Source organism: Pseudomonas sp. D47 (genome assembly GCF_045447305.1).
GTDB lineage: Bacteria > Pseudomonadota > Gammaproteobacteria > Pseudomonadales > Pseudomonadaceae > Aquipseudomonas.
In genome coordinates this window covers 26,398-48,441 of the sequence record NZ_JBJGXU010000018.1, presented here as the reverse complement: position 1 = coordinate 48,441, position 22,044 = coordinate 26,398, and the positions used below count along the sequence as shown (strand labels likewise).

Sequence of the window (22,044 nt, the reverse complement as noted above, 5' to 3'; positions counted from 1 at the left end):
GTCCCTTTGTTACCTGCGCCTGGAAAATCCCTGTTTAAACTCCGTGCAGCGCAAGCTCTAGACTTGCATGCATAACAACAAGAAAAGGTACTCAGATGAACGCGATTAATCGCCTCGCCGTTGCTATTTCCATTGCCTCGTTGTTTCCCCTCAGTGCATTTGCCGCCGACTCGAAAGGGACGGTTGAAGTTGTGCATTGGTGGACCTCCGGCGGTGAAAAGGCGGCTGTAGATGTCCTGAAGGCCCAAGTTGAAAAAGACGGCTTCACCTGGAAAGACGGTGCCGTCGCAGGTGGCGGTGGTGCCACCGCGATGACTGTGCTGAAAAGCCGCGCAGTCGCCGGCAACCCACCCGGCGTTGCCCAGATCAAAGGCCCCGACATCCAGGAATGGGCGTCCACCGGCTTGCTCGACACCGACGTGCTCAAAGACGTCGCCAAAGAAGAAAAGTGGGACTCCCTGCTCGACAAGAAAGTCTCCGACACCGTGAAGTACGAAGGTGACTACGTCGCCGTACCGGTCAACATCCACCGCGTTAACTGGCTGTGGATCAACCCGGAAGTCTTCAAGAAAGCCGGTATCACCAAGAACCCGACCACCCTCGAAGAATTCTACGCAGCCGGTGACAAGCTCAAGGCCGCGGGCTTCATTGCGCTCGCCCACGGTGGCCAGCCTTGGCAGGACAGCACCGTATTCGAAGCGGTCGTACTGTCGGTGATGGGGGCTGATGGCTACAAGAAAGCCCTGGTCGACCTGGATAACGCTGCGCTGACCGGTCCTGAAATGGTCAAGTCCCTCACCGAGCTGAAGAAAGTCGCGACCTACATGGACGTCGACGGCAAAGGCCAGGACTGGAACCTCGAAGCAGGCAAGGTCATCAACGGCAAGGCCGGCATGCAGATCATGGGTGACTGGGCCAAGTCCGAGTGGACTGCCGCCAAGAAAGTCGCCGGTAAAGACTACGAGTGCGTAGCCTTCCCAGGCACCGACAAAGCCTTCACCTACAACATCGACTCCCTGGCGGTGTTCAAGCAGAAAGACAAAGGCACTGCTGCCGGTCAGCAGGACATCGCCAAAGTCGTGCTGGGTGAGAACTTCCAGAAAGTCTTCAGCATCAACAAAGGCTCGATTCCGGTTCGGGTCGACATGCTGAACAAAATGGAATCGTACGGGTTCGACTCCTGCGCCCAGACCGCTGCCAAAGACTTCCTGGCAGACGCCAAAACCGGCGGCCTGCAGCCAAGCATGGCGCACAACATGGCCACCACCCTGGCTGTGCAAGGTGCGTTCTTTGATGTCGTGACCAACTTCATCAACGACCCGAAAGCCGACCCGGCCGACACCGCCAAGAAACTCGGCGCTGCGATCAAGTCTGCCAAGTAACGGTTAGCAGCTGGTCCTTGTGAGGGGAAACCCCCTGACCCCTCACAAGGCTTGTTCCTGTAGTCCTTTTCTCTGTACTGGATTTTCCCATGAGTTCTGTTGCTGTGTTCAGCAAGGCCTCGCCGTTCGATGCACTGCAGCGCTGGCTCCCTAAACTGGTGCTGGCGCCCAGCATGCTCATCGTGCTGGTGGGCTTTTATGGCTACATCCTGTGGACGTTCGTTCTGTCGTTCACCACTTCCACGTTCCTGCCAAGCTACAAATGGGCGGGGCTTGCGCAATACGCGCGGTTGTTTGACAACGACCGCTGGTGGGTAGCGAGCAAGAACCTGGCTGTTTTTGGCGGGATGTTTATCGGCATCACCTTGGTGATTGGCGTGACCCTGGCGATTTTCCTCGACCAGAAAATCCGCCGCGAAGGTTTTATCCGCACCATTTACCTGTACCCGATGGCGCTCTCGATGATCGTCACCGGTACTGCCTGGAAATGGCTGCTCAACCCGGGCATGGGCCTGGACAAACTCCTGCGTGACTGGGGCTGGGAAGGCTTTCGCCTGGATTGGCTGATCGACCCGGACCGCGTTGTGTATTGCCTGGTGATTGCTGCCGTGTGGCAAGCCTCCGGCTTCATCATGGCGATGTTCCTCGCTGGCCTGCGTGGCGTTGATCAGTCGATCATCCGTGCCGCCCAGATAGACGGCGCGAGCCTGCCGCGTATCTACTGGAGCGTGGTACTGCCAAGCCTGCGTCCGGTGTTCTTCAGTGCGGTGATGATCCTGGCGCACATCGCCATCAAGAGCTTCGACTTGGTTGCGGCAATGACCGCCGGTGGCCCGGGCTACTCGTCCGACTTGCCCGCGATGTTCATGTACTCGTTCACCTTCAGTCGTGGCCAGATGGGCATGGGCTCTGCCAGTGCAATCCTGATGCTCGGTGCGATCCTCGCGATCATCGTGCCTTACCTGTACTCCGAGCTGAGGACCAAGCGTAATGACTAGTCTCGCTTCCAAACCAACCATCAGCCTGAGTCGCATCGCGATCTACACGGTGCTGATCCTTGCTGTGCTGCTGTACCTGGTGCCGCTGGTAGTGATGCTGTTGACCAGCTTCAAGACCCCGGAAGACATCAGCACCGGCAACCTGCTGAGCTGGCCCACCGTGGTCACCGGCATCGGCTGGGTAAAAGCTTGGGCCACCGTCGATGGCTACTTCTGGAACTCGATCAAGATCACCGTTCCGGCGGTGCTGATTTCCACTGCCATCGGCGCATTGAACGGCTACGTGCTGTCGTTCTGGCGCTTCCGTGGTTCGCAGCTGTTCTTCGGCCTGCTGTTGTTCGGCTGCTTCCTGCCGTTCCAGACCGTGCTGCTGCCGGCCTCTTTCACCCTCGGCAAGATGGGCCTGGCCAGCACCACCACCGGCCTGGTGTTTGTGCACGTGGTCTACGGGCTGGCATTTACCACACTGTTCTTTCGTAACTACTACGTCAGCATTCCGGATGCGCTGATCAAGGCGGCACGACTGGACGGTGCAGGGTTCTTCACCATCTTCCGGCTGATCATTCTGCCGATGTCGACGCCGATCATCATGGTCTGCCTGATCTGGCAGTTCACCCAGATCTGGAACGACTTCCTGTTCGGTGTGGTGTTCTCCAGCGGCGACTCGCAGCCCATCACGGTGGCGCTGAACAACCTGGTCAACACCAGCACGGGGGCCAAGGAATATAACGTGGATATGGCGGCGGCGATGATCGCCGGGCTGCCGACCCTGCTGGTCTATGTGATCGCAGGCAAGTATTTCGTGCGCGGCCTCACGGCCGGCGCGGTCAAGGGGTAATCATGGCTACGCTTGAACTTCGCAATGTAAACAAGACCTATGGCGCCGGCCTGCCCGACACCTTGAAGAACATCGAACTGTCGATCAAGGAAGGCGAATTCCTGATCCTGGTCGGCCCTTCGGGGTGTGGTAAGTCCACGCTGATGAACTGCATCGCCGGTCTGGAAACCATTACCGGCGGCGCCATCATGATCGGTGATCAGGATGTGAGCGGCATGAGCCCCAAGGACCGTGACATCGCCATGGTGTTCCAGTCCTACGCCCTGTACCCGACCATGAGCGTGCGCGAGAACATCGAGTTCGGCCTCAAAATCCGCAAGATGCCTCAGGCGGATATCGACGCTGAAGTGGCGCGCGTGGCCAAGCTGCTGCAGATCGAGCACCTGCTTAACCGCAAGCCAGGCCAACTGTCCGGTGGCCAGCAACAGCGTGTTGCCATGGGCCGCGCCCTGGCGCGTCGGCCGAAGATCTACCTATTCGACGAACCGCTGTCCAACCTCGACGCCAAGCTGCGCGTCGAGATGCGCACCGAAATGAAGCTGATGCACCAGCGCTTGAAAACCACCACTGTCTACGTCACCCACGATCAGATCGAAGCGATGACCCTGGGCGACAAAGTGGCGGTGATGAAGGACGGCATCATCCAGCAGTTCGGCACGCCGAAAGAGATCTACAACGACCCGGCCAACCTTTTTGTGGCAAGTTTTATCGGTTCACCTCCGATGAACTTCATTCCTTTGCGCCTGCAGCGCAAGGACGGTCATCTGGTGGCGCTGCTCGACAGCGGCCAGGCCCGTTGCGAGCTGCCGCTGAGCATGAATGACACCGGCCTTGAAGACCGTGACGTGATCCTGGGCCTGCGCCCGGAGCAGATCGTGTTGGCGGCGGGTGAAGGTAATGGTTCGTCGAGCATTCGTGCCGAAGTCCAGGTCACCGAGCCGACTGGCCCGGACACACTGGTATTCGTGCAACTCAACGACACCAAAGTCTGCTGCCGCCTGGCACCCGACGTGGCACCGCAGGTGGGTGAGACCCTGACCCTGCAGTTCGACCCGGCCAAGGTCTTGCTGTTCGACGCCAAAACCGGCGAGCGCCTGGGCGCTGCTGCTTCATTGCCTGCACACGGGCATGCCGACAATGTGGCCCAATTCAAAGGCCGCTAATGCAGATAAGTTGTTGTTTTAGATAAAAATGTAACCCGCGTTAGATAAAAACAGTTTAATAACAATAAAGACGAGGATGTAGGGATGAAAAAGCAACACAACAACACCCGGCTGATCTGCCAACTGTCAGCAGCAGCAGCCCTGGTATTGTCCGCCAATGCGATGGCGGCCGATGCATTCAGCGCCGACTCCAAGTGGATGACCGGCGATTGGGGCGGCGAGCGGACCAAGCTCATCGAGCAAGGTATCGACATCAAGGCTGACTACGTTGGGGAAGTGGGCGCCAACCTGCGCGGCGGCTACAACGACGACAAAACTGCCCGTTACGCTGACCAGTTCGGTCTGGGCGTAGCACTGGATCTGCAAAAGCTGTTTGGCTGGGATAACACCCAGGCCAAGATCCAACTCACCAATCGTAACGGCGCGAACATTTCCAATGACCGTATTGGTGACCCGCGTGCCGGCACCTTGAGTTCGTCTCAAGAAGTTGATGGCCGAGGCCACATGGTGCGTCTGACCCAGTTCTGGATTCAGCACCAGATGTTCGACAACAAGTTGGACGTCAAACTCGGTTACTTCGGTGAAGGCGAAGACTTCAACACCTTCCCATGCGACTTCCAGAACCTGTCGTTCTGCGGCTCGCAAGTGGGTAACTACGTTAACACCTGGTACAACTGGCCGGTCAGCCAGGCCGCGATCCGCGTGAAGTACAACATCACGCCTGAGCTGTATGCGCAAATCGGTGCTTACAACCAGAACCCATCGCAACTGGAGCACGGCAACGGCTTCAAACTCAGCGGCAGTGGCACCAAGGGCACCGTATTGCCGGTGGAATTGGTCTGGTCGCCGAAGGTCAATGGCCTGCCGGGCGAATACCGTGTGGGTTACTACAAGAGCACCGCCGACGCTACCGACGTACGTGAAGACGTCAACGGTAACGACGCTGGTACCACCGGCGCGGCCTTCCGCGTTCGTAGCAGCAAGAGCGGCTACTGGGGCGTTCTTCAACAGCAGCTCACCACGCACAATGGCGACGCTTCACGCGGCTTGAACATCGCGGCCAACGTGACCTTCCACGACAAAGACACCAACGTCGTCGACAACTACCAGTCGCTGATGCTTGTGTATAAAGGCCCATTCGACGCGCGCGCCAAAGATGACATCGGTATCGGTGTTGCGCGTATCCATGCCAACAGTGACGTGAAGAAAAACGCCGAGTTGCTCAATGCCGCTGGCGGCTTCACCGATTACGACCAACTGGGTTACGCGCCACTGCGTAACACCGAGTACAACGTCGAGCTCAACTATGGCGTCCACGTCACCAATTGGCTGACCGTGCGTCCTAACTTGCAATACGTCGTCCACCCAGGTGGCGTGAACCAAGTCGACAACGCGCTGGTAGCGGGCCTGAAAATTCAGTCTACGTTCTAACGCTGTTGCGATAAGCTCCTTCTCTCTGTGCGCATTTCGCGGATAGCCATGGCTATCCGCTTTTTTTTGGGCAGCACGCTGCACAACTCCTGCGGGAGCTGGCTTACCTGCGATGGCATCGCCTCGGTCATTCAAACAAACCGAGTCGCTCACATTGCAGGCAAGCCAGCTCCCACAGGGGAACCAAGGTTTGAGCGAGAATGAATTTCAGGACCGTGGCACATGCATGAGCATCCGCTGCAACGTTTTTTCAAATCCCTGCGCGAGCGTCCGGTGTTCGCCTGGGAGCGCTTTCAGATGCGCGATGTGTTGGTGATCGACCATCCGCTGTGCCAGGCGGTGTTCAGTCGCCAGGGCGCGCAACTGCTGCATTTTCAACCCCGTGGCCAGAAACCCTGGCTGTGGTGCGCGGCCAAGTGGCCGCAAGTCGGCGCCATCCGTGGCGGCGTGCCGGTGTGCTGGCCATGGTATGGGCGCCACCCGAGTGAAAACGCGTGGCCGTCCCATGGCTGGGCGCGGCTGATTGATTGGAAACTGCTCGACAGCAGTACCGACGACGATGGCGTGCGCCTGCATTGGCAATTGCAGCTGTGCGACTGGCAGGTCGACCTGCACGCGCACCTGGGCGAAACCCTGGAACTGCGCCTGTGCACAGAGCATCAGGACGAGTTGCCGTGCCAGTTAAGCCATGCTTTGCACGCTTATTGGCGGATCGGCAATGTCGGTGAGATAGCGCTGTCTGGGCTCGATGGAGCGCAAGGTTATGACCAGCTCAATCGCCAGGTTTGCCAGCAGGAAGGCGAGTTACGCGTGGACGGCGGTTGCCAGCGAGTGTTCCAGCATGACGGCGAGCTGCACCTCAAAGACCACGCCTGGCAGCGCGAGCTGTGCATTGATACTGGCGACAGTGCCGACACGGTGGTGTGGCACCCGGGCAGCCGGCCACTGTTGGGCGTGAGCTTCAACGAGGCGTCAGGGTTTGTGTGCGTGGAGTCGGCGATGGCTGGGGCCAGTTTGGCGCCGGGGGAGAGGGCACATTTGAGTCTGCAGGCCAGGGCAGGGGTTTAGCGGTGTGGCTTATGGCCTCATCGCGGGCAAGCCCGGCTCCCACAGTGGAATGCATTCCAAATGTGTGAGCGGGCTTGCCCGCGATGGCGGCGGTACTGCTGGCAGAGATTTGATCGTTCCCACGCTCCGCGCGGGAATGCCACCTTGGACGCTCTGAAGTCGTGACGCAGAGCGTCACTGGATGCATTCCCACGCAGAGCATAGGAACGATCTGGAACTAGTTAAACTCATCCCCAACCGGATACCGGCTGTCATTCAAACTCTCTTTGATCTTGCGCAAATGCGGCTGGAAATCCACGCCACGGCGCAACGTCATGCCCGTTGCCAGCACATCCAGCACCGTCAGCTGGATAATCCGCGACGTCATCGGCATGTAGATGTCGGTGTCTTCCGGCAGCGGAATGTTCAGGCTCACCGTGCTGGCCTTGGCCAGCGGCGAGTTCTCGGCGGTTACGCCCAGTACCGATGCGCCGTTTTCCCGCGCGATACGCGCCACTTCCACCAGCTCACGGGTACGTCCGGTGTAGGAAATAATCACGAACAGCTCACCCGTATGCGCCACCGACGCGAGCATGCGCTGCATCAGCACGTCGGCGTGTGCGGTCACGGCCAGGTTGAAGCGGAAGAATTTGTGCAGCGCATCCATGGCCACCGGCGCCGAGGCGCCCAGGCCGAAGAAGTGGATCTGCCGCGCCTGGATCAACAGGTCTACGGCCTTGCTGATCAGCGCCGGGTCCAAGGCTTGGCAGGCGCTGTCCAGTGACGCAATGGCACTGCCAAAGATCTTCTGGGTGTAGGCCTCAGGGTTATCATCGGCCTCCACGGCGCGGCTGACATACGCCGCACCACTGGCCAAACTTTGCGCCAGCTGCAATTTAAGTTCAGGGTAACCGCTGACGCCGAACGAACGGCAGAAACGGTTGACCGTCGGTTCACTGACCGAGGCGGCTTGGGCGAGGGCTGCGATCGAGAAGCGGGTCGCCTGCTGCGGGTTGAGCAGGATGACCTCGGCGACTTTTTTCTCAGCCTTGTTCAATTCTTCGAGGCGGTTCCGGATTTGTTCCAGAAGATTTCGCACGCGGTCCATTCAGTCTTTCCTTCGGGCGACGATGCAACTATAGGGCGGTAACCAATCGACGAGTGGCCCTTTGCGGTGGCCTATCCTACTGAGGGTAGCTGAACACCACCACTCGGAATGCATATTTTGGGAAAATGTTGTGGTTATTACTACATTTTTCCTTGAGTGATGCCTTGAAAAAAGGTATTTGTAGCTTAACTTGATAAAAGAACAAACATCATGCCTTCGATAACCGTAGAACCCTGCACCTTTGCCCTGTTTGGCGCGTTGGGTGATCTGGCGCTGCGCAAGTTATTTCCTGCCCTCTATCAACTCGATGGCGCAGGCCTGCTGCACGACGACACGCGCATCCTGGCCCTGGCCCGTGAAGCCGGCTCCGAGCAGCAGCACTTGGCGCATATCGAAAAAGAACTGCGTAAATACGTCGGCAAGGAACTGGACGAAACCATCGCCCAGCGTTTCCTGGCTCGCCTGACGTACCTGCACGTCGACTTCCTGAAGGCTGACGACTACCTCGCCCTGGCAGAGAGCGCCGGCACCGAACAACGCCTGATTGCCTACTTCGCCACCCCGGCGGCGGTGTACGGCGCGATCTGCGAGAACTTGTCCACGGTCGGCCTGGCGGAAAACACCCGCGTCGTCCTGGAAAAACCCATCGGTTCGGACCTGGAGTCGTCGCGCAAAGTCAACGACGCCGTGGCGCAGTTTTTCCCGGAAAACCGCACCTACCGCATCGACCACTACCTGGGCAAAGAAACCGTCCAGAACCTGATTGCGCTGCGTTTCGCCAACAGCCTGTTTGAAACCCAGTGGAACCAGAACTACATCTCCCACGTGGAAATCACCGTGGCCGAGCAGGTGGGCATCGAAGGCCGTTGGGGTTACTTCGACAAAGCCGGCCAGCTGCGCGACATGATCCAGAACCACCTGCTGCAGCTGCTGTGCCTGATCGCCATGGACCCGCCGGCCGACTTGTCCGCCGACAGCATCCGCGACGAGAAGGTCAAGGTGCTCAAGGCCCTGGCGCCGATCAGCCCAGACGGCCTGACCACCCAAGTGGTACGTGGCCAGTACATCGCCGGCTACAGCGCCGGCAAGCCGGTGCCGGGTTACCTGGAAGAAGAGAATTCCAACACCCAGAGCGACACCGAGACGTTCGTTGCCCTGCGTGCCGATATCCGCAACTGGCGTTGGGCCGGGGTGCCGTTCTACTTGCGTACCGGCAAGCGTATGCCGCAAAAGCTGTCGCAGATCGTTATCCACTTCAAGGAACCGTCCCACTACATCTTCGCCCCCGAGCAGCGCCTGCAGATCAGCAACAAGCTGATCATCCGCCTGCAACCGGACGAAGGTATTTCCTTGCGTGTGATGACCAAGGAGCAGGGCCTGGACAAGGGCATGCAATTGCGCAGCGGCCCGCTGCAACTGAATTTTTCCGACACCTACCGCAGCGCGCGCATCCCTGATGCCTACGAGCGGTTGTTGCTGGAAGTGATGCGCGGCAATCAGAACCTGTTTGTTCGCAAAGATGAAATCGAAGCTGCGTGGAAGTGGTGTGACCAGTTGATCGCCGGGTGGAAAAAATCCGGTGATGCGCCCAAGCCTTATGCGGCTGGGTCCTGGGGGCCGATGAGCTCGATTGCACTGATCACGCGGGATGGGAGGTCGTGGTATGGCGATATCTGAATTGAAACTGCCTCAGGGCGTGACTGCCCATGAGTACCGTACGCCCGTGCTGCTGGCGGACGGCCTGGCCAATGACGTGGCCGAGCAACTGCGCGGGGCCATCAGTGCCCGTGGCGAGGCCACCCTGGTCGTGTCCGGTGGCCGCAGCCCCGTGGCGTTTTTCCAGAACCTGGCCAAGCAGAGCCTGGACTGGTCCAAGGTCACCATCACCCTGGCCGACGAGCGCTGGGTGCCGGTAGAGCACGCCGACAGCAATGCTGGCCTGTTGAAGAAGTATTTGCTGCAAGGCCCGGCAGCCAAGGCCACGTTCCTCAGCCTGTACAACGTTGCCGCGAACCTTGAAGACGCCGCCGAACTGGCCGACCGCCAGTTGGCAGAGTTGTCAGCCATTGATGTGCTGGTACTGGGCATGGGCGATGACGGCCACACCGCGTCGCTGTTTCCCAACAGCCCGAACCTCACCGAAGCCCTGCAGGCCGACGGTACCCGCCGTTGCTGGCCGATGCTGGCGCCGACCGTGCCGCACCAGCGCCTGACCATGAGTCGCGCGTTGCTCGCCACGGCCCACTACACCGTGCTGTCGATTGCCGGCAGCTCGAAATTGACCACCTTGAGCGCCGCGCTGGCCAGTGACGACGTTGCTGCCATGCCGATTCGCGCGTTTTTGCAACCTACTTTAGAGATTTACTGGTGCCCATGAGCCAAGGATCAGCCGCTATGAAAAGCCCTCAACCGACCGTGTCCATGGCGGAAAAAGTTGCCTTGATCGACAGCCTCTGCGCCAAGGCGCGGATCCTGCCGGTGATCACCATCGCCCGCGAACAGGACATCTTGCCGCTGGCCGATGCCCTGGCAGCGGGCGGTTTGACCGCATTGGAAGTGACCCTGCGTTCCGAGTTCGGCCTCAAGGCTATTCAGGTACTGCGCGAGCAACGCCCTGAACTGTGCACCGGTGCCGGCACCGTGCTCGACCGTCACATGCTCGAAGCGGCGGAAGTAGCCGGCTCGCAATTCATCGTCACCCCAGGCATTACCCGCGACCTGCTGGAAGCCTCGGTGCATAGCCCGATCCCGCTGCTGCCGGGCATCAGCAATGCCTCCGGCATCATGGAAGGCTATGGCTTGGGTTATCGCCGCTTTAAGCTGTTCCCGGCTGAAGTGAGCGGTGGCGTAGCGGCTATCAAGGCCCTGGGCGGCCCGTTCGGCGAAGTGAAATTCTGCCCAACCGGCGGCGTTGGCCCGGCCAACATCAAGAGCTACATGGCGTTGAAAAACGTGATGTGCGTGGGCGGTAGCTGGATGCTCGACCCGCAATGGGTCAAGAACGGCGACTGGGCCCGCATCCAAGAAGTCACCGCACAGGCGCTGGCGCTGCTGGATTGAGCTGATTTACCGAATCGTTGTTGCTGTGCTTAACGGCATTTTTGCGGCGCACTTGGTCGGTGTGCCGCTTTTTTTTGCCTGTAGAAAAACTTGAATTCAACGCCGATCAGTTGTGGGAGCTGGCTTGCCTGCGATAGAGGTGTAACTGCCACTGCAATGTGGCTGACCCACCGCCATCGCAGCATAGGTATCTACACATCTTTTTATGGGTTGAATTCTTTGGTTGTCGCGGGGGTGCTGGGTACATATCCGTTATTTGGGTAACGGCTGCTATGGGTTCCGCCCTTACGGCGGGTCACTTTTGGAAAAGAGCCCCAAAAGTAACCAAAAGGGCTCTTGCCCCACCACTCGGCACCTCGCCTAGGCTCGGTGTGCCCTCACTCCGGCTTTGGAGCGGGGGCCGCCGCCATGGGCCATCCTTGGCCCATCGCGGCTAAACCGGCGTCCTGCCGGTTTACCCACGCTCCAAAGCCTGCGTTCGGCCAGCGTGGTTTAACGGGGCGCCTAAGATCAAGATCAAAAGCAAAAGCACGGCGGCCTAGTAGCCGACCTGAGTGGTTAAATCAAAAGCGAAGCCAAGGCGGCCTGACAGCCGACCTGATATTTGAAACTGAACTCAATCTAATGTGGGAGCTGGCTTGCCTGCGATGGCATCACCTGGTTATGCCTGATACACCGAGGTGCCTGCATCGCAGGCAAGCCAGCTCCCACAGAAAAACAGAGCGCCACGGTGCTGGCAGCTAAACTCGGTCAAAATTGTGGGAGCGGGCTTGCTCCCACAGTTGGATCTCGGCACATCAGACAGAGAGTGTGCTGCTGTGCTTTTGCCCTGCTTTTGCTTCAACCACTCAGGTCGGCTACTAGGCCGCCGTGCTCTTGCTTTTGATCTTGCTTTTGATCTTGATCTGAGGCGCCCCGTTAAACCACGCTGGCCGAACGCAGGCTTGAATCCGTGGGTAACCCGGCAGGACGCCGGGTTAGCCGCGATGGGCCAAGGATGGCCCATGGCGGCGGCCCACGGATTCAAGCCGGAGTGAGGGCATGCCGAGCCTAGGCGAGGCACCGAGTGGTGGGGCAAGAGCCCTTTTGGTTACTTTTGGGGCTCTTTTCCAAAAGTGACCCGCCGTAAGGGCGGAACCCTAAGTCGCCGTTACCGCAGCAACGGATATGTACTCAATCTACCTAAACCATCGCAGGCTAAAAGCAACACAAAAAGTTGTGTAGATGCCTATGCTGCGATAGCGGTACATCAGTAAGCGTATCTTTCACTGATACACCGCTATCGCAGGCAAGCCAGCTCCCACCTTTAGATCTCCGTCAGCCGAAGCGGTAGATGTCCATGCCCAGTGCGCCCAGGGTGAAGCCTTGGTGCGCCACGCTGAATTCGCCACCAGCGCCGCGCGCAAAGTACAGCGGCAGCAGATGCTCGTCACTGGGATGGCTGCGCACCGCATGGGGCGCCTGGCGACGGTAATCGTGCAAGGCCGTTTCATCGTTAGCGGCGAGTTTATCCACCACCCAATCACGAAAATCCCGTGCCCAAGGCTCGATGCTCTCAGGTCCGGCCTGCCAGTTCAGCTCGCCCAGGTTATGGGTGATGCTGCCGGAGCCGATCAACAGCACGCCTTGCTCGCGCAGGCTGGCGAGTGCGTGCCCGACCTTGGTCTGCAGGGCAGGGCCCATACGGCTGGGCAAGGAAACCTGGACCACGGGGATATCTGCCGCTGGGTACATCAGCGACAGCGGCACCCAGGTGCCGTGGTCGAACGGGCGTTGATCATCAATTCGCGCATTCAGGCCATCGGCGTTGAGCAATTCGACAATCTCAGCGGCTAACGGCGGGTTACCCGGTGCAGGGTATTGCACCGCAAACAGTTCGCGCGGGAAGCCGCCGAAGTCGTGCCAGGTTTGCGGGGCGGCGCTGCCACTGACGAGTAATTCCTGGCTTTCCCAGTGCGCCGACACCACCACAATCGCCTTGGGCCGTGGCAATTGCGCGGCCAGGCGCTTGAGCGCCGGGCCGCTGGCGCCGGGTTGCAGGGCAAGCATGGGCGAACCGTGGGAGATAAACAGGCTGGGGAGCATAAGTGGGGTCCTGAGCGTTAACATAGGCCCATCTTCAATCAGATCATTGATCTAAATCTAATATAAGTTTTAGCGCTTTTTGATCGAATTTTCAGGGTGATTCCATGGAGCCTAAGTTTTGGCAAGAGCGCTGGGCACGTAACCAGATCGGCTTTCATCTGCCCGAGGCCAACCCCTACTTGCAGCGCCACTGGCCGCAACTGACGCTGCCGGAGGCGGCAAAGGTGCTGGTGCCGCTGTGTGGCAAAAGCCTGGACCTGATGTGGCTGGCCAGTTGCGGGTATCGCGTGCTGGGCGTGGAGCTGTCTGAGCAGGCGGTGGAGGCGTTCTTCAGTGAGCAAGGGCTTGTGCCCAGGATCAGCCAGAGAGGCGTGTTCAAGGTGTACCAGGCTGATCTGGTCGAGGTGTGGTGTGGTGACTTCTTTGCCTTGGGCGCCGAGGCAGTGGCTGACTGCACTGCGCTCTATGACCGCGCAGCGTTGATTGCGTTGCCGCCGTTGATGCGGGCGCAATATGCTCGGCATCTGAACGGCCTTCTGGGATCGGGTTGCAAGGGGCTGCTGATCACCCTCGACTACGACCAGACAAAAAAGGCCGGCCCCCCCTTTGCGGTGATCGATGATGAGGTGAAGGTGTTGCTGGGGCCGCACTGGGCTGCGCAGGTGGTGGAAGAGCAAGACATCCTGGGCGAGAGCTGGAAGTTCGTGCAGGACGGCGTCACGCGGCTGGAAGAGCGTGTGTACCAACTGACAAAGTACTGACCCTCTTATCGCCGTCGCGGGCAAGCCCGGCTCCCGCATCGACCGCCTCGTCTACAGTTTATGTGAACCTGAGCAGATCCCTGTGGGCGTCGGGCTTGCCCGCGATGGCGATTCAAGCACCCACAAAAAAGGGGCGATCAGATCGCCCCCTCCAGTGTCACTGCCTAGCTATCAGCCCCGGCGACGCAGTGCGTCGATCCGCTCTTCCAGCGGCGGGTGGCTCATGAACATGCGTGCAAAGCCTTGCTTGATGCCACCGTTGATACCAAACGCGGTCAGGCTGTCGGGCATGTGCACCGGCAGGCCCTGTTCGGAGCGCAGGTGCTGCAACGCGGCAATCATCGCCCCGGTACCGGCCAGGCGGGCACCGGCTTCGTCTGCGCGGAACTCGCGTTTGCGCGAGAACCACATGGTGATTGCGCTGGCCAGGAAGCCCAGTACCACTTCGGCGAAGATAGTTGCCACGAAGTAGGCAATGCCACGGCCGCCTTCGTTTTTGAAGATCACTTTGTCGACAAAGTTGCCGATGATCCGCGCGAAGAACATCACGAAGGTGTTCACCACGCCTTGTACCAGCGCCAGGGTGACCATGTCGCCGTTGGCCACGTGGCCGATCTCGTGGGCCAGTACTGCCTTCACTTCATCGTAGGAGAAGCGTTCCAGCATGCCCTGACTCACCGCAACGAGCGCGTCGTTCTTGTTCCAGCCGGTGGCAAAGGCGTTGGCTTCATAGGCCGGGAAGATCCCGACCTCAGGCATCTTGATGCCGGCCTCGCGGGACAGTTGCTCAACGGTTTGCAGCAACCATTGCTCATGCCGGGTGCGTGGCTGGGTGATGACCTGGGTACTGGTGCTCATCTTCGCCATCCACTTGGAGATGAACAGCGAGAACAGCGAACCGGCAAAACCAAAGACTGCACAGAAGACCAGCAGCTGATTGAGGTTCAGATCAACCCCGTTGGCCGCCATGAACCCGTTGAAGCCGAAAAGGCTCAGGGTGATGCTGGCAATCAGCACGACCGCCAGGTTAGTGGCCAAGAACAGCAGGATGCGCATCATGGTTGTAGAATTCTCCTCATGCTTAATATGTCGCGTACTGCGGGGTATATAAGGTGCGGCCTGGGGTGATTCAACCGAGCGACTATTTCAAACTGTGTCCTACAGCAAGAATGAAGCGCCTTGAAGGGATTTTCCGACCTGCAAAGCAAGCATAGGTCACTACACTCATGCCTTCGCGTCCCGTAATTGCAAGGGGCTGACCGGTCCATGGTGTGCAGCGATAGCGGGAGAGGGGTGTAGCGCAGAGAAGTGTTGCCAGATACTCGCTGTACGACCGAATGCCGGTCGTACAGCGTCACATGCGTTACTGGCGATAGGACTTGAGGAAGTTGCCGATGCGACCAATGGCCATGTCCAGGTCATCCACACGCGGCAACGTCACCACACGGAAGTGATCCGGCCACGGCCAGTTGAACGCGGTTCCCTGCACCACCAGCAGCTTTTCCGACAGCAGCAGGTCGAGCACGAACTTCTCGTCGTTGAGGATCGGGCAGACTTTCGGGTCGATCCGTGGGAACGCATACAGTGCGCCCATGGGTTTCACGCAGCTGACACCCGGAATCGCGTTGAGCAACTCCCAGGTGCGGTTGCGCTGTTCCAGCAGGCGGCCCTGGGGCAATACCAGGTCGTTGATGCTCTGGTAGCCGCCAAGCGCAGTCTGGATCGCGTGCTGGCTCGGCACGTTGGCACACAGGCGCATGTTGGCCAGCATGTCGATGCCTTCGATGTAGCTCTGGGCGTTGTGCTTGGGGCCCGAGATGGCGATCCAGCCGGAGCGGAAACCCGCCACGCGGTAGGACTTGGACAAGCCATTGAAGGTCAGGCACAGCAGGTCCGGCGCCAGGGAGCCGGTGCAGATGTGCACGGCGTCATCGTAGAGGATCTTGTCGTAGATCTCGTCGGAGAACACCACCAGGTTGTGCTGGCGTGCCAGTTCAAGCATGCCCAGCAGCACTTCCTTGGAGTACACAGCGCCGGTTGGGTTGTTCGGGTTGATGATCACCAGGGCCTTGGTGTTCGGGGTGATCTTGGCCTTGATGTCGGCCAGGTCCGGGAACCAGTCGGCACCTTCATCGCACAGGTAGTGCACCGGGTGGCCGCCGGCCAGGGTCACTGCGGCGGTCCATAGCGGGTAGTCGGGCGCCGGCACCAGCACCTCGTCGCCGTTGTTGAGCAAGGCCTGCATGGACATCACGATCAGCTCGGACACGCCATTGCCCAGGTAGATGTCTTCGATGCCGACACCTTCCACCTGCTTTTGCTGGTAGTACTGCATCACGGCTTTACGCGCGCTGAACAGGCCTTTGGAGTCGCTGTAGCCCTGGGCGGTCGGCAGGTTGCGGATCACATCCTGGAGGATTTCGTCCGGCGCTTCGAAACCAAAGGGCGCCGGGTTGCCAATGTTCAGCTTGAGGATGCGATGGCCTTCCTCTTCCAGACGTTTGGCGTGCTTGAGCACTGGGCCGCGAATGTCGTAGCAGACGTTGGCGAGCTTGTTCGATTTGCTGACCTGCATGGCGATGTGATCCTGAAAATGAACGATCCAGACGGTGTGGACACTACCGTACTGTGAATCCTGCGAGGCCTGCACCCATAAATACGTTTGAATGCCGATAGCGCGGGTGCCAGACTGGCGTTTTGAAGAGGCGCAATCATACGTGCCGCCTGATCCATGGAAAAGACACAGATCAGGGTTTTTCAGTTGCCGAGGTGTACCGATGGAAAAGTTGCAGAAAACCGTTGATGAATGGAAGGCGATGCTCGATCCAGAGCAGTACAACGTGTGCCGTCTCAAGGGCACCGAGCGACCTTTCAGCGGTAAGTACAATGGCACCAAGACAGATGGCATATACCACTGCATTTGCTGCAATGAGCCACTGTTCGACTCCAAGACCAAATTCGATTCCGGCTGCGGCTGGCCGAGCTTCTACGCGCCGATTGCCGGCAGCGCGATGATCGAGATCCGCGACGTCAGCCACGGCATGATCCGCACCGAAGTCACCTGCGGCAAGTGCGATGCGCACCTGGGTCACGTGTTCCCGGACGGCCCGCCGCCGACGGGCCTGCGTTACTGCATCAACTCGGTGTGCCTGGACCTCGTCCCGCGCTAGGGCAGGCAACACCTACCCAATGTGGACGTGTGTGGGAGCTGGCTTGCCTGCGATGCAGGCACCTCGGAGCAACTGAGAGACCGAGGTGCCTGCATCGCGGGCAAGCCCGGCTTCCACATTTGAACCGAGTACGCATCATCAATCCGATCAATTAAATTGCGTGCAATTGAATTGCCTACTATCTTTCTGTGTCTTCCCCTTTATTCGAGGCACTGCCATGAGCGACAACCTGCTGAGCATCCCGTGTACCACCCTCAAGGGTGAGCAAAAGACCTTAGCCGATTTCGCCGGCAAGGCCATTTTGGTGGTCAACACCGCCAGCAAATGTGGCTTCACCCCGCAATACAAAGGTCTTGAACACCTCTGGCAGCAGTACAAGGACCAGGGCCTGGTGGTGCTGGGTTTTCCCTGCAACCAGTTCGGTAAGCAGGAGCCGGGTAACGAAGGCGCGATTTCCGAGTTCTGCGAGTTGAATTTCGGCGTCAGCTTCCCGCTGTTCAAAAAGATCGACGTCAACGGCAGCGAGGCCCACCCGTTGTTCGTGCAGCTTAAAAAACAAGCGCCTGGGTTGCTGGGTTCCAAAGGTATCAAGTGGAATTTCACCAAGTTCCTGATCGGCCGCGATGGCCAGGTGGTCAAGCGTTTTGCCCCGACCACCAAGCCCCAGGACCTGACCCAAGAGATTGAAGCCCTGCTCAAATGATCGACGCCCCCACTGTGTCCCTGGCCTTGGACGATCAGCTGTGTTTCAAGCTTTACGCCGCATCGCGGGCGGTGACACGCGCCTACAAACCGATGCTCGAACAGTTGGGCCTGACTTACCCGCAATACGTGGTGATGCTGGTGTTGTGGGAATGGCACGACGCAACCCCGCCGCAGCCTACGGTCAAGGCGTTGGGGGAGCGGCTGATGCTCGATTCGGGCACGCTGACGCCGCTGCTCAAGCGCCTTGAACAGCTTGCCTGGGTGCGGCGCCAACGCAGCGCGCGCGATGAGCGGGAAGTGCACTTGAGCTTGACCCCGGCCGGCGTGCAATTGCGCGACCAAACCCATGGCCTCAAGACCCGGCTGTTGTGCGACAGCGGCATCGACCTGAACCAGGCCGATGCCTTGCGCGATGGCCTCGATCAGTTGCTGGCGCAGATCAAAGGCTTGTCGTCTGCGGCACCCACAGATCCAGCAAAGCCTTGAGTTCTTCGCGGCGAAACGGCTTGGCCAGGTAATCACTCATTCCGGCGGCCCGGCAACGCTCGCGCTCCTCCGGCAAGGCGTTGGCGGTCAACGCGACGATAGGCAGGTCCGGCCAGCGCCCGCTGCGACGAATCTGCCGGCTGGCCTCATAGCCGTCCATCACCGGCATATTGCAGTCCATCAACACCATGTCGAAACGCTGTTCCTCGAGGAGCTTGAGCGCTTCGCCACCATGGGCCGCCACAATCACCTCGCACCCCAGCTTGCTGAGCATGCCCTTGGCCACTAGCTGATTGACCGGGTTGTCCTCCACCAGCAGGATGCACGCCCGGTGTGCGAAGGGCGCGGCTTCCATCTGGAGGGTGTCGAGGATCAGTTGCGCGTCGCTGCGCAAGTTGCGTTGCAGGATCTGGTACAGCGCGTTGCGACTCAGCGGGCGCGCCTGTTGCTGCAATGGCGCCAGGGCCGCGACTTCTTCGCTGGGCATGAAGTTGCCATACGAGGTGACCAGAAGAATCGGCGCGCTGATCGCCGGGCGCAGGCGGAACAGGCACTCCGGGCAATCGGTGATCAGCAGGTCGGGATTTTGCCCACTCAAGTCATCGTCTTGGGAATAGACACGCGGGGCCAGCCCCCAATGGGGCAGCAAGGTGGTGAGCAATTCCGTCAGGCCGCTGCCGGCGCTGGTGATGACAATCACTTCACCGGCCAGCGGCGCCTGCCGCGCTGCGGGCAAATGCGTGGGCAGCGGCAGATCGGCACAGAACTGGCTGCCAAAGCCGACTTCCGAGCTGATGCTCAAGCGGCCTTTCATTGCGTCACACAGGTTGTGCGTCAGCGCCAGCCCCAGTCCCGTGCCGCCAAACTGGCGAGTGATACCCGCGCCCGCCTGGGTGAACGGTTGGAATATCTTGACCTGCGCTTCCAGGGCAATGCCGATGCCGGTGTCACACACTTCGACTTTCACCCGGCCATCGTGGGCGCTGAGGCGTACATCCACGCGGCCAAAGCGGGTGAACTTCAAGGCATTGGAGAGCAGGTTGCTGACGATCTGGCGTACCCGTGTCGGGTCGCCAATCACCTGGGCGGGAAAGAGCGGGTCGATCAGGCAGGTCAACTCGACACTCGGCGCGGCGTTCTGCGACAGCAGGTTGGCGGTGTCTTCTACCAGCGAGCCGAGGTCGAAGGGAATGTGCTCGAGTTCCAACTGGCCGGCGTCGAATTTCGACAGATCGAGGATGTCGTTGAGCAACTCCACCAACACCTTGCCCGAATCGTGAGCGATGGACAGCTGCTGGCGCTGTTCGGCGTTCAGCGTGCTGTCCAGTGACAGCGCGATCATCCCCAGCAAGCCATTGAGCGGCGTGCGAATCTCGTGGCTCATATTGGCCAGGAACGCAGCTCGCGCCTGGGCCATGCCCAAGGCGGTCAATTTTGCCGCCTCCAGTTCATCGTTGGATTGGCTCAAGCGTTGGTTGCTGGCCTTGAGTTCTAGGGTGCGCGCAGAGACGATGTCTTCCAGTTGGCCCAAGTATTCGGTGAGGCGGTCTTCGGCGTGGCGGCGTTGCTGGATCTCGGTCTCCATGTTTTCGAACTGCTGGTTGGCGACGCTGACCAGCACGCCGATTTCATCGTTCTCGTGCCCCGGCGGACAATCCAGATGGGCCTGCTTGCGGGTGCTCAGTGCCCGGATAACGCGCACCAGCGGTTGGGTCAGCATCACGTAGAACAGGCCTAGCAGGATGCCGGTCAGCAGCAGGCTGCGGGCAAAGCCGTTGAGCAGGGTGATCTCGGCACGGTGCAGGAAACGGCTGCCAAAGGCGTAGGTGTCGACGTCCAGGCGCAGCACACCGAGGGAATCGTTGGGCATATGTTTGAGGAACAACCGGTCTTCGAACTGACGGTTGGCGCCGAATAGAAAGTCGCTGATCGGCCGGTAGGTGCTTTCCTTGCGCGGGCGATCGACATCGGCCAGCACCACGCCATTGTTGTCGACCAGTTGTGCACGGATGATCGCCGGGGAGTGCAGCAGGCCCAGGGTCAATTCCTGGGCAAGTTCGGCGTCGATGTTGTAGGCAATACGTGAGGCAGGGTTATGGCTGATTTCGATCAGTGAGCGTATTTCACGGTTGATGGATGCGTCTTCGCTGGCATAATCAATGCCGATTTGGATCAGACTGAGCAAGGTTCCCAAGACGAAACCGACCAGCACAGTCAATTGAGCTTGTTTATAAGACAAGCGGTGGGCGAACTTGATATCCATCGGGTGTTGAACCACTTTACGTTTCCCTTCGCCCGGCAAGCATAGCTGAACATCCACAGGCTCTGGCTTGACCGGCATGAATCGTTTTTTTACGCAGCCTTGTGCGGTCTGCCCGCAGGGTTGCCAATACGCCATCTTTTGCAAGAACTTGCCAGAGGAATAATCGTGGATTCTCGATTGAATGCCTTTCTTGAGCGGGCCGATGCAGTACTTGCTCGCTTGGAACCGCTGTTACCTGCACCACGCCACGCCATCGACTGGAACCATTGCCTCGCCGCCCGTTGGCAGCGCGAAGGCCGCAGCGGCTTTTTGCTGCCGCTGGAAGTCAGCCTGGACATGCGTCTGTCCGACCTTATTGGCGTAGACAAGCAACGCGAGCAATTGGCTCGCAACACCCAACAATTTCTCGATGGCCTGCCCGCCAACCATGCGCTGCTGTGGGGCTCACGCGGTACCGGCAAATCGTCGATGGTACGCGCACTGCTTGCCCAGCACGCCAAGGCCGGCTTGCGCTTGATTGAAATCGAGCGTGATCACTTGGCTGACCTGCCGCGGGTGGTCGAGCAACTGCTCAAGCTGCCGCAGCGGTTCATCCTGTTCTGTGATGACCTGTCTTTCGAGGCCGGGGAAGGCGATTACCGCGTGCTCAAGAGCGTGCTGGACGGCTCGCTGGAGCAGGCGCCGGAAAACGTGTTGCTGTATGCCACCTCCAACCGTCGTCACCTGGTGCCGGAAAACCAGAGCGACAACGACAACTGGAAGCGAGTGGATGGCGAGTTGCACCCCAGTGAGGCGGTGGAAGACAAGATCGCCTTGTCCGACCGTTTTGGCCTGTGGCTGTCGTTTTACCCATTTAGCCAGGAACACTTCCTGAAGGTGGTCGAGCACTGGATCGGCGAACTGGCGAGCAAGTCGGGTTTGCAATGGCAGCGCGATGAAGCTCTCGACATTCTTGCCGTGCGTTGGGCCACCGGGCGTGGCAACCGCAACGGCCGTTGCGCGTATCAATTCGCCCGTTACTGGGTGGGTCTCAAGTTGTTGGAGCGTCAACCATGATCGATTTACAACAGGCCGGCACCGGCCTGGACGGCTATGCCATGTTGTGCGCGCAGTTGGAGTCGCTGCTGGCCGATGAGCGCGATTTCATTGCCAACAGTGCGCAGTTTTCTGCGTTTCTGTTCAACCAGCTGGACGACCTGAACTGGGCAGGCTTCTACCTCAATCGTAATGAAGAGCTGGTGCTTGGCCCGTTCCAGGGCCAGATCGCCTGTGTGCGCATTCCGTTCGGGCGTGGGGTGTGCGGGGCTGCAGCGGCATCGCGGCAAACCCAGCGGGTGGAAGATGTTCACGCATTCCCCGGGCATATCGCCTGTGACAGCGCGTCTAACAGCGAGCTGGTGGTGCCGCTGGTCAAGGACGGCGTGTTGATCGGCGTGCTGGACCTGGACAGCCCGTCGCTGGCCCGTTTCAGCCTTCAGGACCAGGCGGGTATCGAGCAGTTGGCGGCAATTTTCCTGCGTTTGACCGACTGCTGATGAGTGAGGAGG

General features: G+C 59.4%; 20 protein-coding genes. 15 read left to right on the top strand and 5 right to left on the bottom strand.

Going from position 1 to position 22,044, the window contains the following annotated elements; all coding sequences use genetic code 11:
* The first annotated feature begins 95 nt into the window (after nucleotides 1–95).
* The 6 genes from ACI77I_RS14450 (at nucleotide 96) to ACI77I_RS14425 (ending at nucleotide 6,880) form a co-directional block, all read left to right on the top strand.
* Nucleotides 96–1,382, top strand: a complete 1,287-nt coding sequence (locus tag ACI77I_RS14450; RefSeq protein ID WP_094950845.1) for an ABC transporter substrate-binding protein — start codon at nucleotides 96–98, stop codon at nucleotides 1,380–1,382.
* An 89-nt stretch (nucleotides 1,383–1,471) separates the two neighbouring features.
* Complete coding sequence (locus tag ACI77I_RS14445; protein ID WP_094950846.1) at nucleotides 1,472–2,380, top strand: carbohydrate ABC transporter permease; 909 nt, start codon at nucleotides 1,472–1,474, stop codon at nucleotides 2,378–2,380.
* Nucleotides 2,373–3,218, top strand: a complete 846-nt coding sequence (locus ACI77I_RS14440) for a carbohydrate ABC transporter permease (protein WP_094950847.1) — start codon at nucleotides 2,373–2,375, stop codon at nucleotides 3,216–3,218. Before ACI77I_RS14445 ends, ACI77I_RS14440 begins: the two co-directional genes overlap by 8 nt.
* Nucleotides 3,219–3,220: 2 nt before the next feature.
* Nucleotides 3,221–4,381: an ABC transporter ATP-binding protein gene (locus tag ACI77I_RS14435; RefSeq protein WP_094950848.1), complete on the top strand. Its 1,161-nt coding sequence runs from the start codon at nucleotides 3,221–3,223 to the stop codon at nucleotides 4,379–4,381.
* 84 nt (nucleotides 4,382–4,465) lie between these two features.
* The gene (locus tag ACI77I_RS14430; protein WP_094950849.1) at nucleotides 4,466–5,812 is read left to right on the top strand and encodes a carbohydrate porin; all 1,347 of its coding nucleotides are present in this window, start codon (nucleotides 4,466–4,468) and stop codon (nucleotides 5,810–5,812) included.
* Between the two features lie 222 nt (nucleotides 5,813–6,034).
* Entirely contained in the window at nucleotides 6,035–6,880 is an 846-nt protein-coding gene (locus ACI77I_RS14425) for a D-hexose-6-phosphate mutarotase (protein WP_094950850.1), read from the top strand.
* Between the two features lie 217 nt (nucleotides 6,881–7,097).
* Here ACI77I_RS14425 and ACI77I_RS14420 read toward each other — a convergent pair whose 3' ends face one another.
* Complete coding sequence (locus tag ACI77I_RS14420; RefSeq protein ID WP_176462929.1) at nucleotides 7,098–7,958, bottom strand: MurR/RpiR family transcriptional regulator; 861 nt, start codon at nucleotides 7,956–7,958, stop codon at nucleotides 7,098–7,100.
* 219 nt (nucleotides 7,959–8,177) lie between these two features.
* Between ACI77I_RS14420 and zwf the strand changes: the two genes are divergently transcribed.
* Genes zwf through ACI77I_RS14405 form a run of 3 tightly spaced genes read left to right on the top strand, consistent with a single transcriptional unit; the run spans nucleotide 8,178 to nucleotide 11,027 of the window.
* The gene (zwf, locus tag ACI77I_RS14415) at nucleotides 8,178–9,644 is read left to right on the top strand and encodes a glucose-6-phosphate dehydrogenase (RefSeq protein ID WP_406997814.1); all 1,467 of its coding nucleotides are present in this window, start codon (nucleotides 8,178–8,180) and stop codon (nucleotides 9,642–9,644) included.
* The gene (gene pgl / locus ACI77I_RS14410; protein ID WP_094950853.1) at nucleotides 9,631–10,344 is read left to right on the top strand and encodes a 6-phosphogluconolactonase; all 714 of its coding nucleotides are present in this window, start codon (nucleotides 9,631–9,633) and stop codon (nucleotides 10,342–10,344) included. Before zwf ends, pgl begins: the two co-directional genes overlap by 14 nt.
* Nucleotides 10,345–10,361: 17 nt before the next feature.
* A complete protein-coding gene (locus tag ACI77I_RS14405) occupies nucleotides 10,362–11,027 on the top strand; it encodes a bifunctional 4-hydroxy-2-oxoglutarate aldolase/2-dehydro-3-deoxy-phosphogluconate aldolase (protein WP_094950854.1) in 666 nt (221 codons plus the stop codon).
* A 1,317-nt stretch (nucleotides 11,028–12,344) separates the two neighbouring features.
* Here ACI77I_RS14405 and ACI77I_RS14400 read toward each other — a convergent pair.
* Nucleotides 12,345–13,112, bottom strand: a complete 768-nt coding sequence (locus ACI77I_RS14400) for a DODA-type extradiol aromatic ring-opening family dioxygenase (protein WP_406997813.1) — start codon at nucleotides 13,110–13,112, stop codon at nucleotides 12,345–12,347.
* Nucleotides 13,113–13,216: 104 nt separating this feature from the next.
* Between ACI77I_RS14400 and ACI77I_RS14395 the strand changes: the two genes are divergently transcribed.
* Nucleotides 13,217–13,873: a thiopurine S-methyltransferase gene (locus tag ACI77I_RS14395; RefSeq protein ID WP_406997812.1), complete on the top strand. Its 657-nt coding sequence runs from the start codon at nucleotides 13,217–13,219 to the stop codon at nucleotides 13,871–13,873.
* A 171-nt stretch (nucleotides 13,874–14,044) separates the two neighbouring features.
* Here the strand turns inward: ACI77I_RS14395 and htpX are convergent, their stop codons facing one another.
* Nucleotides 14,045–14,932: a protease HtpX gene (htpX, locus tag ACI77I_RS14390; RefSeq protein WP_083359430.1), complete on the bottom strand. Its 888-nt coding sequence runs from the start codon at nucleotides 14,930–14,932 to the stop codon at nucleotides 14,045–14,047.
* A 304-nt stretch (nucleotides 14,933–15,236) separates the two neighbouring features.
* Nucleotides 15,237–16,448 carry a pyridoxal phosphate-dependent aminotransferase gene (locus ACI77I_RS14385; RefSeq protein WP_017136168.1) on the bottom strand — a complete coding sequence of 404 codons (1,212 nt, stop codon included), beginning with the start codon at nucleotides 16,446–16,448 and terminating at the stop codon, nucleotides 15,237–15,239.
* 202 nt (nucleotides 16,449–16,650) lie between these two features.
* On the opposite strand from ACI77I_RS14385, the gene msrB reads away from it, so the two are divergent.
* From msrB to ACI77I_RS14370, 3 genes are all read left to right on the top strand, one after another.
* Nucleotides 16,651–17,043 carry a peptide-methionine (R)-S-oxide reductase MsrB gene (gene msrB, locus ACI77I_RS14380; RefSeq protein WP_094951864.1) on the top strand — a complete coding sequence of 131 codons (393 nt, stop codon included), beginning with the start codon at nucleotides 16,651–16,653 and terminating at the stop codon, nucleotides 17,041–17,043.
* 217 nt (nucleotides 17,044–17,260) lie between these two features.
* Nucleotides 17,261–17,746, top strand: coding sequence for a glutathione peroxidase (locus ACI77I_RS14375; RefSeq protein WP_094951865.1), 486 nt, complete (start codon nucleotides 17,261–17,263; stop codon nucleotides 17,744–17,746).
* Entirely contained in the window at nucleotides 17,743–18,234 is a 492-nt protein-coding gene (locus ACI77I_RS14370) for a MarR family winged helix-turn-helix transcriptional regulator (protein ID WP_406997811.1), read from the top strand. Before ACI77I_RS14375 ends, ACI77I_RS14370 begins: the two co-directional genes overlap by 4 nt.
* Here the strand turns inward: ACI77I_RS14370 and ACI77I_RS14365 are convergent.
* Complete coding sequence (locus tag ACI77I_RS14365; RefSeq protein WP_094951892.1) at nucleotides 18,188–20,497, bottom strand: response regulator; 2,310 nt, start codon at nucleotides 20,495–20,497, stop codon at nucleotides 18,188–18,190. The genes ACI77I_RS14370 and ACI77I_RS14365 overlap by 47 nt on opposite strands.
* A 165-nt stretch (nucleotides 20,498–20,662) precedes the next feature.
* On the opposite strand from ACI77I_RS14365, the gene ACI77I_RS14360 reads away from it, so the two are divergent.
* Together ACI77I_RS14360 and ACI77I_RS14355 are read left to right on the top strand one after the other, a co-directional pair.
* Nucleotides 20,663–21,553: an ATP-binding protein gene (locus ACI77I_RS14360; RefSeq protein ID WP_094951867.1), complete on the top strand. Its 891-nt coding sequence runs from the start codon at nucleotides 20,663–20,665 to the stop codon at nucleotides 21,551–21,553.
* A complete protein-coding gene (locus ACI77I_RS14355; RefSeq protein WP_094951868.1) occupies nucleotides 21,550–22,032 on the top strand; it encodes a GAF domain-containing protein in 483 nt (160 codons plus the stop codon). The genes ACI77I_RS14360 and ACI77I_RS14355 overlap by 4 nt, the downstream gene beginning before the upstream one ends.
* Nucleotides 22,033–22,044: the final 12 nt, after the last annotated feature.

What these genes read in the sequence shown, in the direction of transcription:
- ACI77I_RS14430 (WP_094950849.1), top strand. Translation starts at nt 4,466, where the DNA reads ATGAAAAAGCAACACAACAACACCCGGCTGATCTGCCAACTGTCAGCA.
- zwf (WP_406997814.1), top strand. Translation starts at nt 8,178, where the DNA reads ATGCCTTCGATAACCGTAGAACCCTGCACCTTTGCCCTGTTTGGCGCG.
- ACI77I_RS14400 (WP_406997813.1), bottom strand. Translation starts at nt 13,112, where the DNA reads ATGCTCCCCAGCCTGTTTATCTCCCACGGTTCGCCCATGCTTGCCCTG.
- ACI77I_RS14445 (WP_094950846.1), top strand. Translation starts at nt 1,472, where the DNA reads ATGAGTTCTGTTGCTGTGTTCAGCAAGGCCTCGCCGTTCGATGCACTG.
- ACI77I_RS14450 (WP_094950845.1), top strand. Translation starts at nt 96, where the DNA reads ATGAACGCGATTAATCGCCTCGCCGTTGCTATTTCCATTGCCTCGTTG.
- ACI77I_RS14440 (WP_094950847.1), top strand. Translation starts at nt 2,373, where the DNA reads ATGACTAGTCTCGCTTCCAAACCAACCATCAGCCTGAGTCGCATCGCG.
- ACI77I_RS14385 (WP_017136168.1), bottom strand. Translation starts at nt 16,448, where the DNA reads ATGCAGGTCAGCAAATCGAACAAGCTCGCCAACGTCTGCTACGACATT.
- ACI77I_RS14405 (WP_094950854.1), top strand. Translation starts at nt 10,362, where the DNA reads ATGAAAAGCCCTCAACCGACCGTGTCCATGGCGGAAAAAGTTGCCTTG.
- ACI77I_RS14355 (WP_094951868.1), top strand. Translation starts at nt 21,550, where the DNA reads ATGATCGATTTACAACAGGCCGGCACCGGCCTGGACGGCTATGCCATG.
- ACI77I_RS14365 (WP_094951892.1), bottom strand. Translation starts at nt 20,497, where the DNA reads ATGGATATCAAGTTCGCCCACCGCTTGTCTTATAAACAAGCTCAATTG.
- ACI77I_RS14375 (WP_094951865.1), top strand. Translation starts at nt 17,261, where the DNA reads ATGAGCGACAACCTGCTGAGCATCCCGTGTACCACCCTCAAGGGTGAG.
- msrB (WP_094951864.1), top strand. Translation starts at nt 16,651, where the DNA reads ATGGAAAAGTTGCAGAAAACCGTTGATGAATGGAAGGCGATGCTCGAT.
- htpX (WP_083359430.1), bottom strand. Translation starts at nt 14,932, where the DNA reads ATGATGCGCATCCTGCTGTTCTTGGCCACTAACCTGGCGGTCGTGCTG.
- ACI77I_RS14425 (WP_094950850.1), top strand. Translation starts at nt 6,035, where the DNA reads ATGCATGAGCATCCGCTGCAACGTTTTTTCAAATCCCTGCGCGAGCGT.
- ACI77I_RS14395 (WP_406997812.1), top strand. Translation starts at nt 13,217, where the DNA reads ATGGAGCCTAAGTTTTGGCAAGAGCGCTGGGCACGTAACCAGATCGGC.
- ACI77I_RS14435 (WP_094950848.1), top strand. Translation starts at nt 3,221, where the DNA reads ATGGCTACGCTTGAACTTCGCAATGTAAACAAGACCTATGGCGCCGGC.
- pgl (WP_094950853.1), top strand. Translation starts at nt 9,631, where the DNA reads ATGGCGATATCTGAATTGAAACTGCCTCAGGGCGTGACTGCCCATGAG.
- ACI77I_RS14370 (WP_406997811.1), top strand. Translation starts at nt 17,743, where the DNA reads ATGATCGACGCCCCCACTGTGTCCCTGGCCTTGGACGATCAGCTGTGT.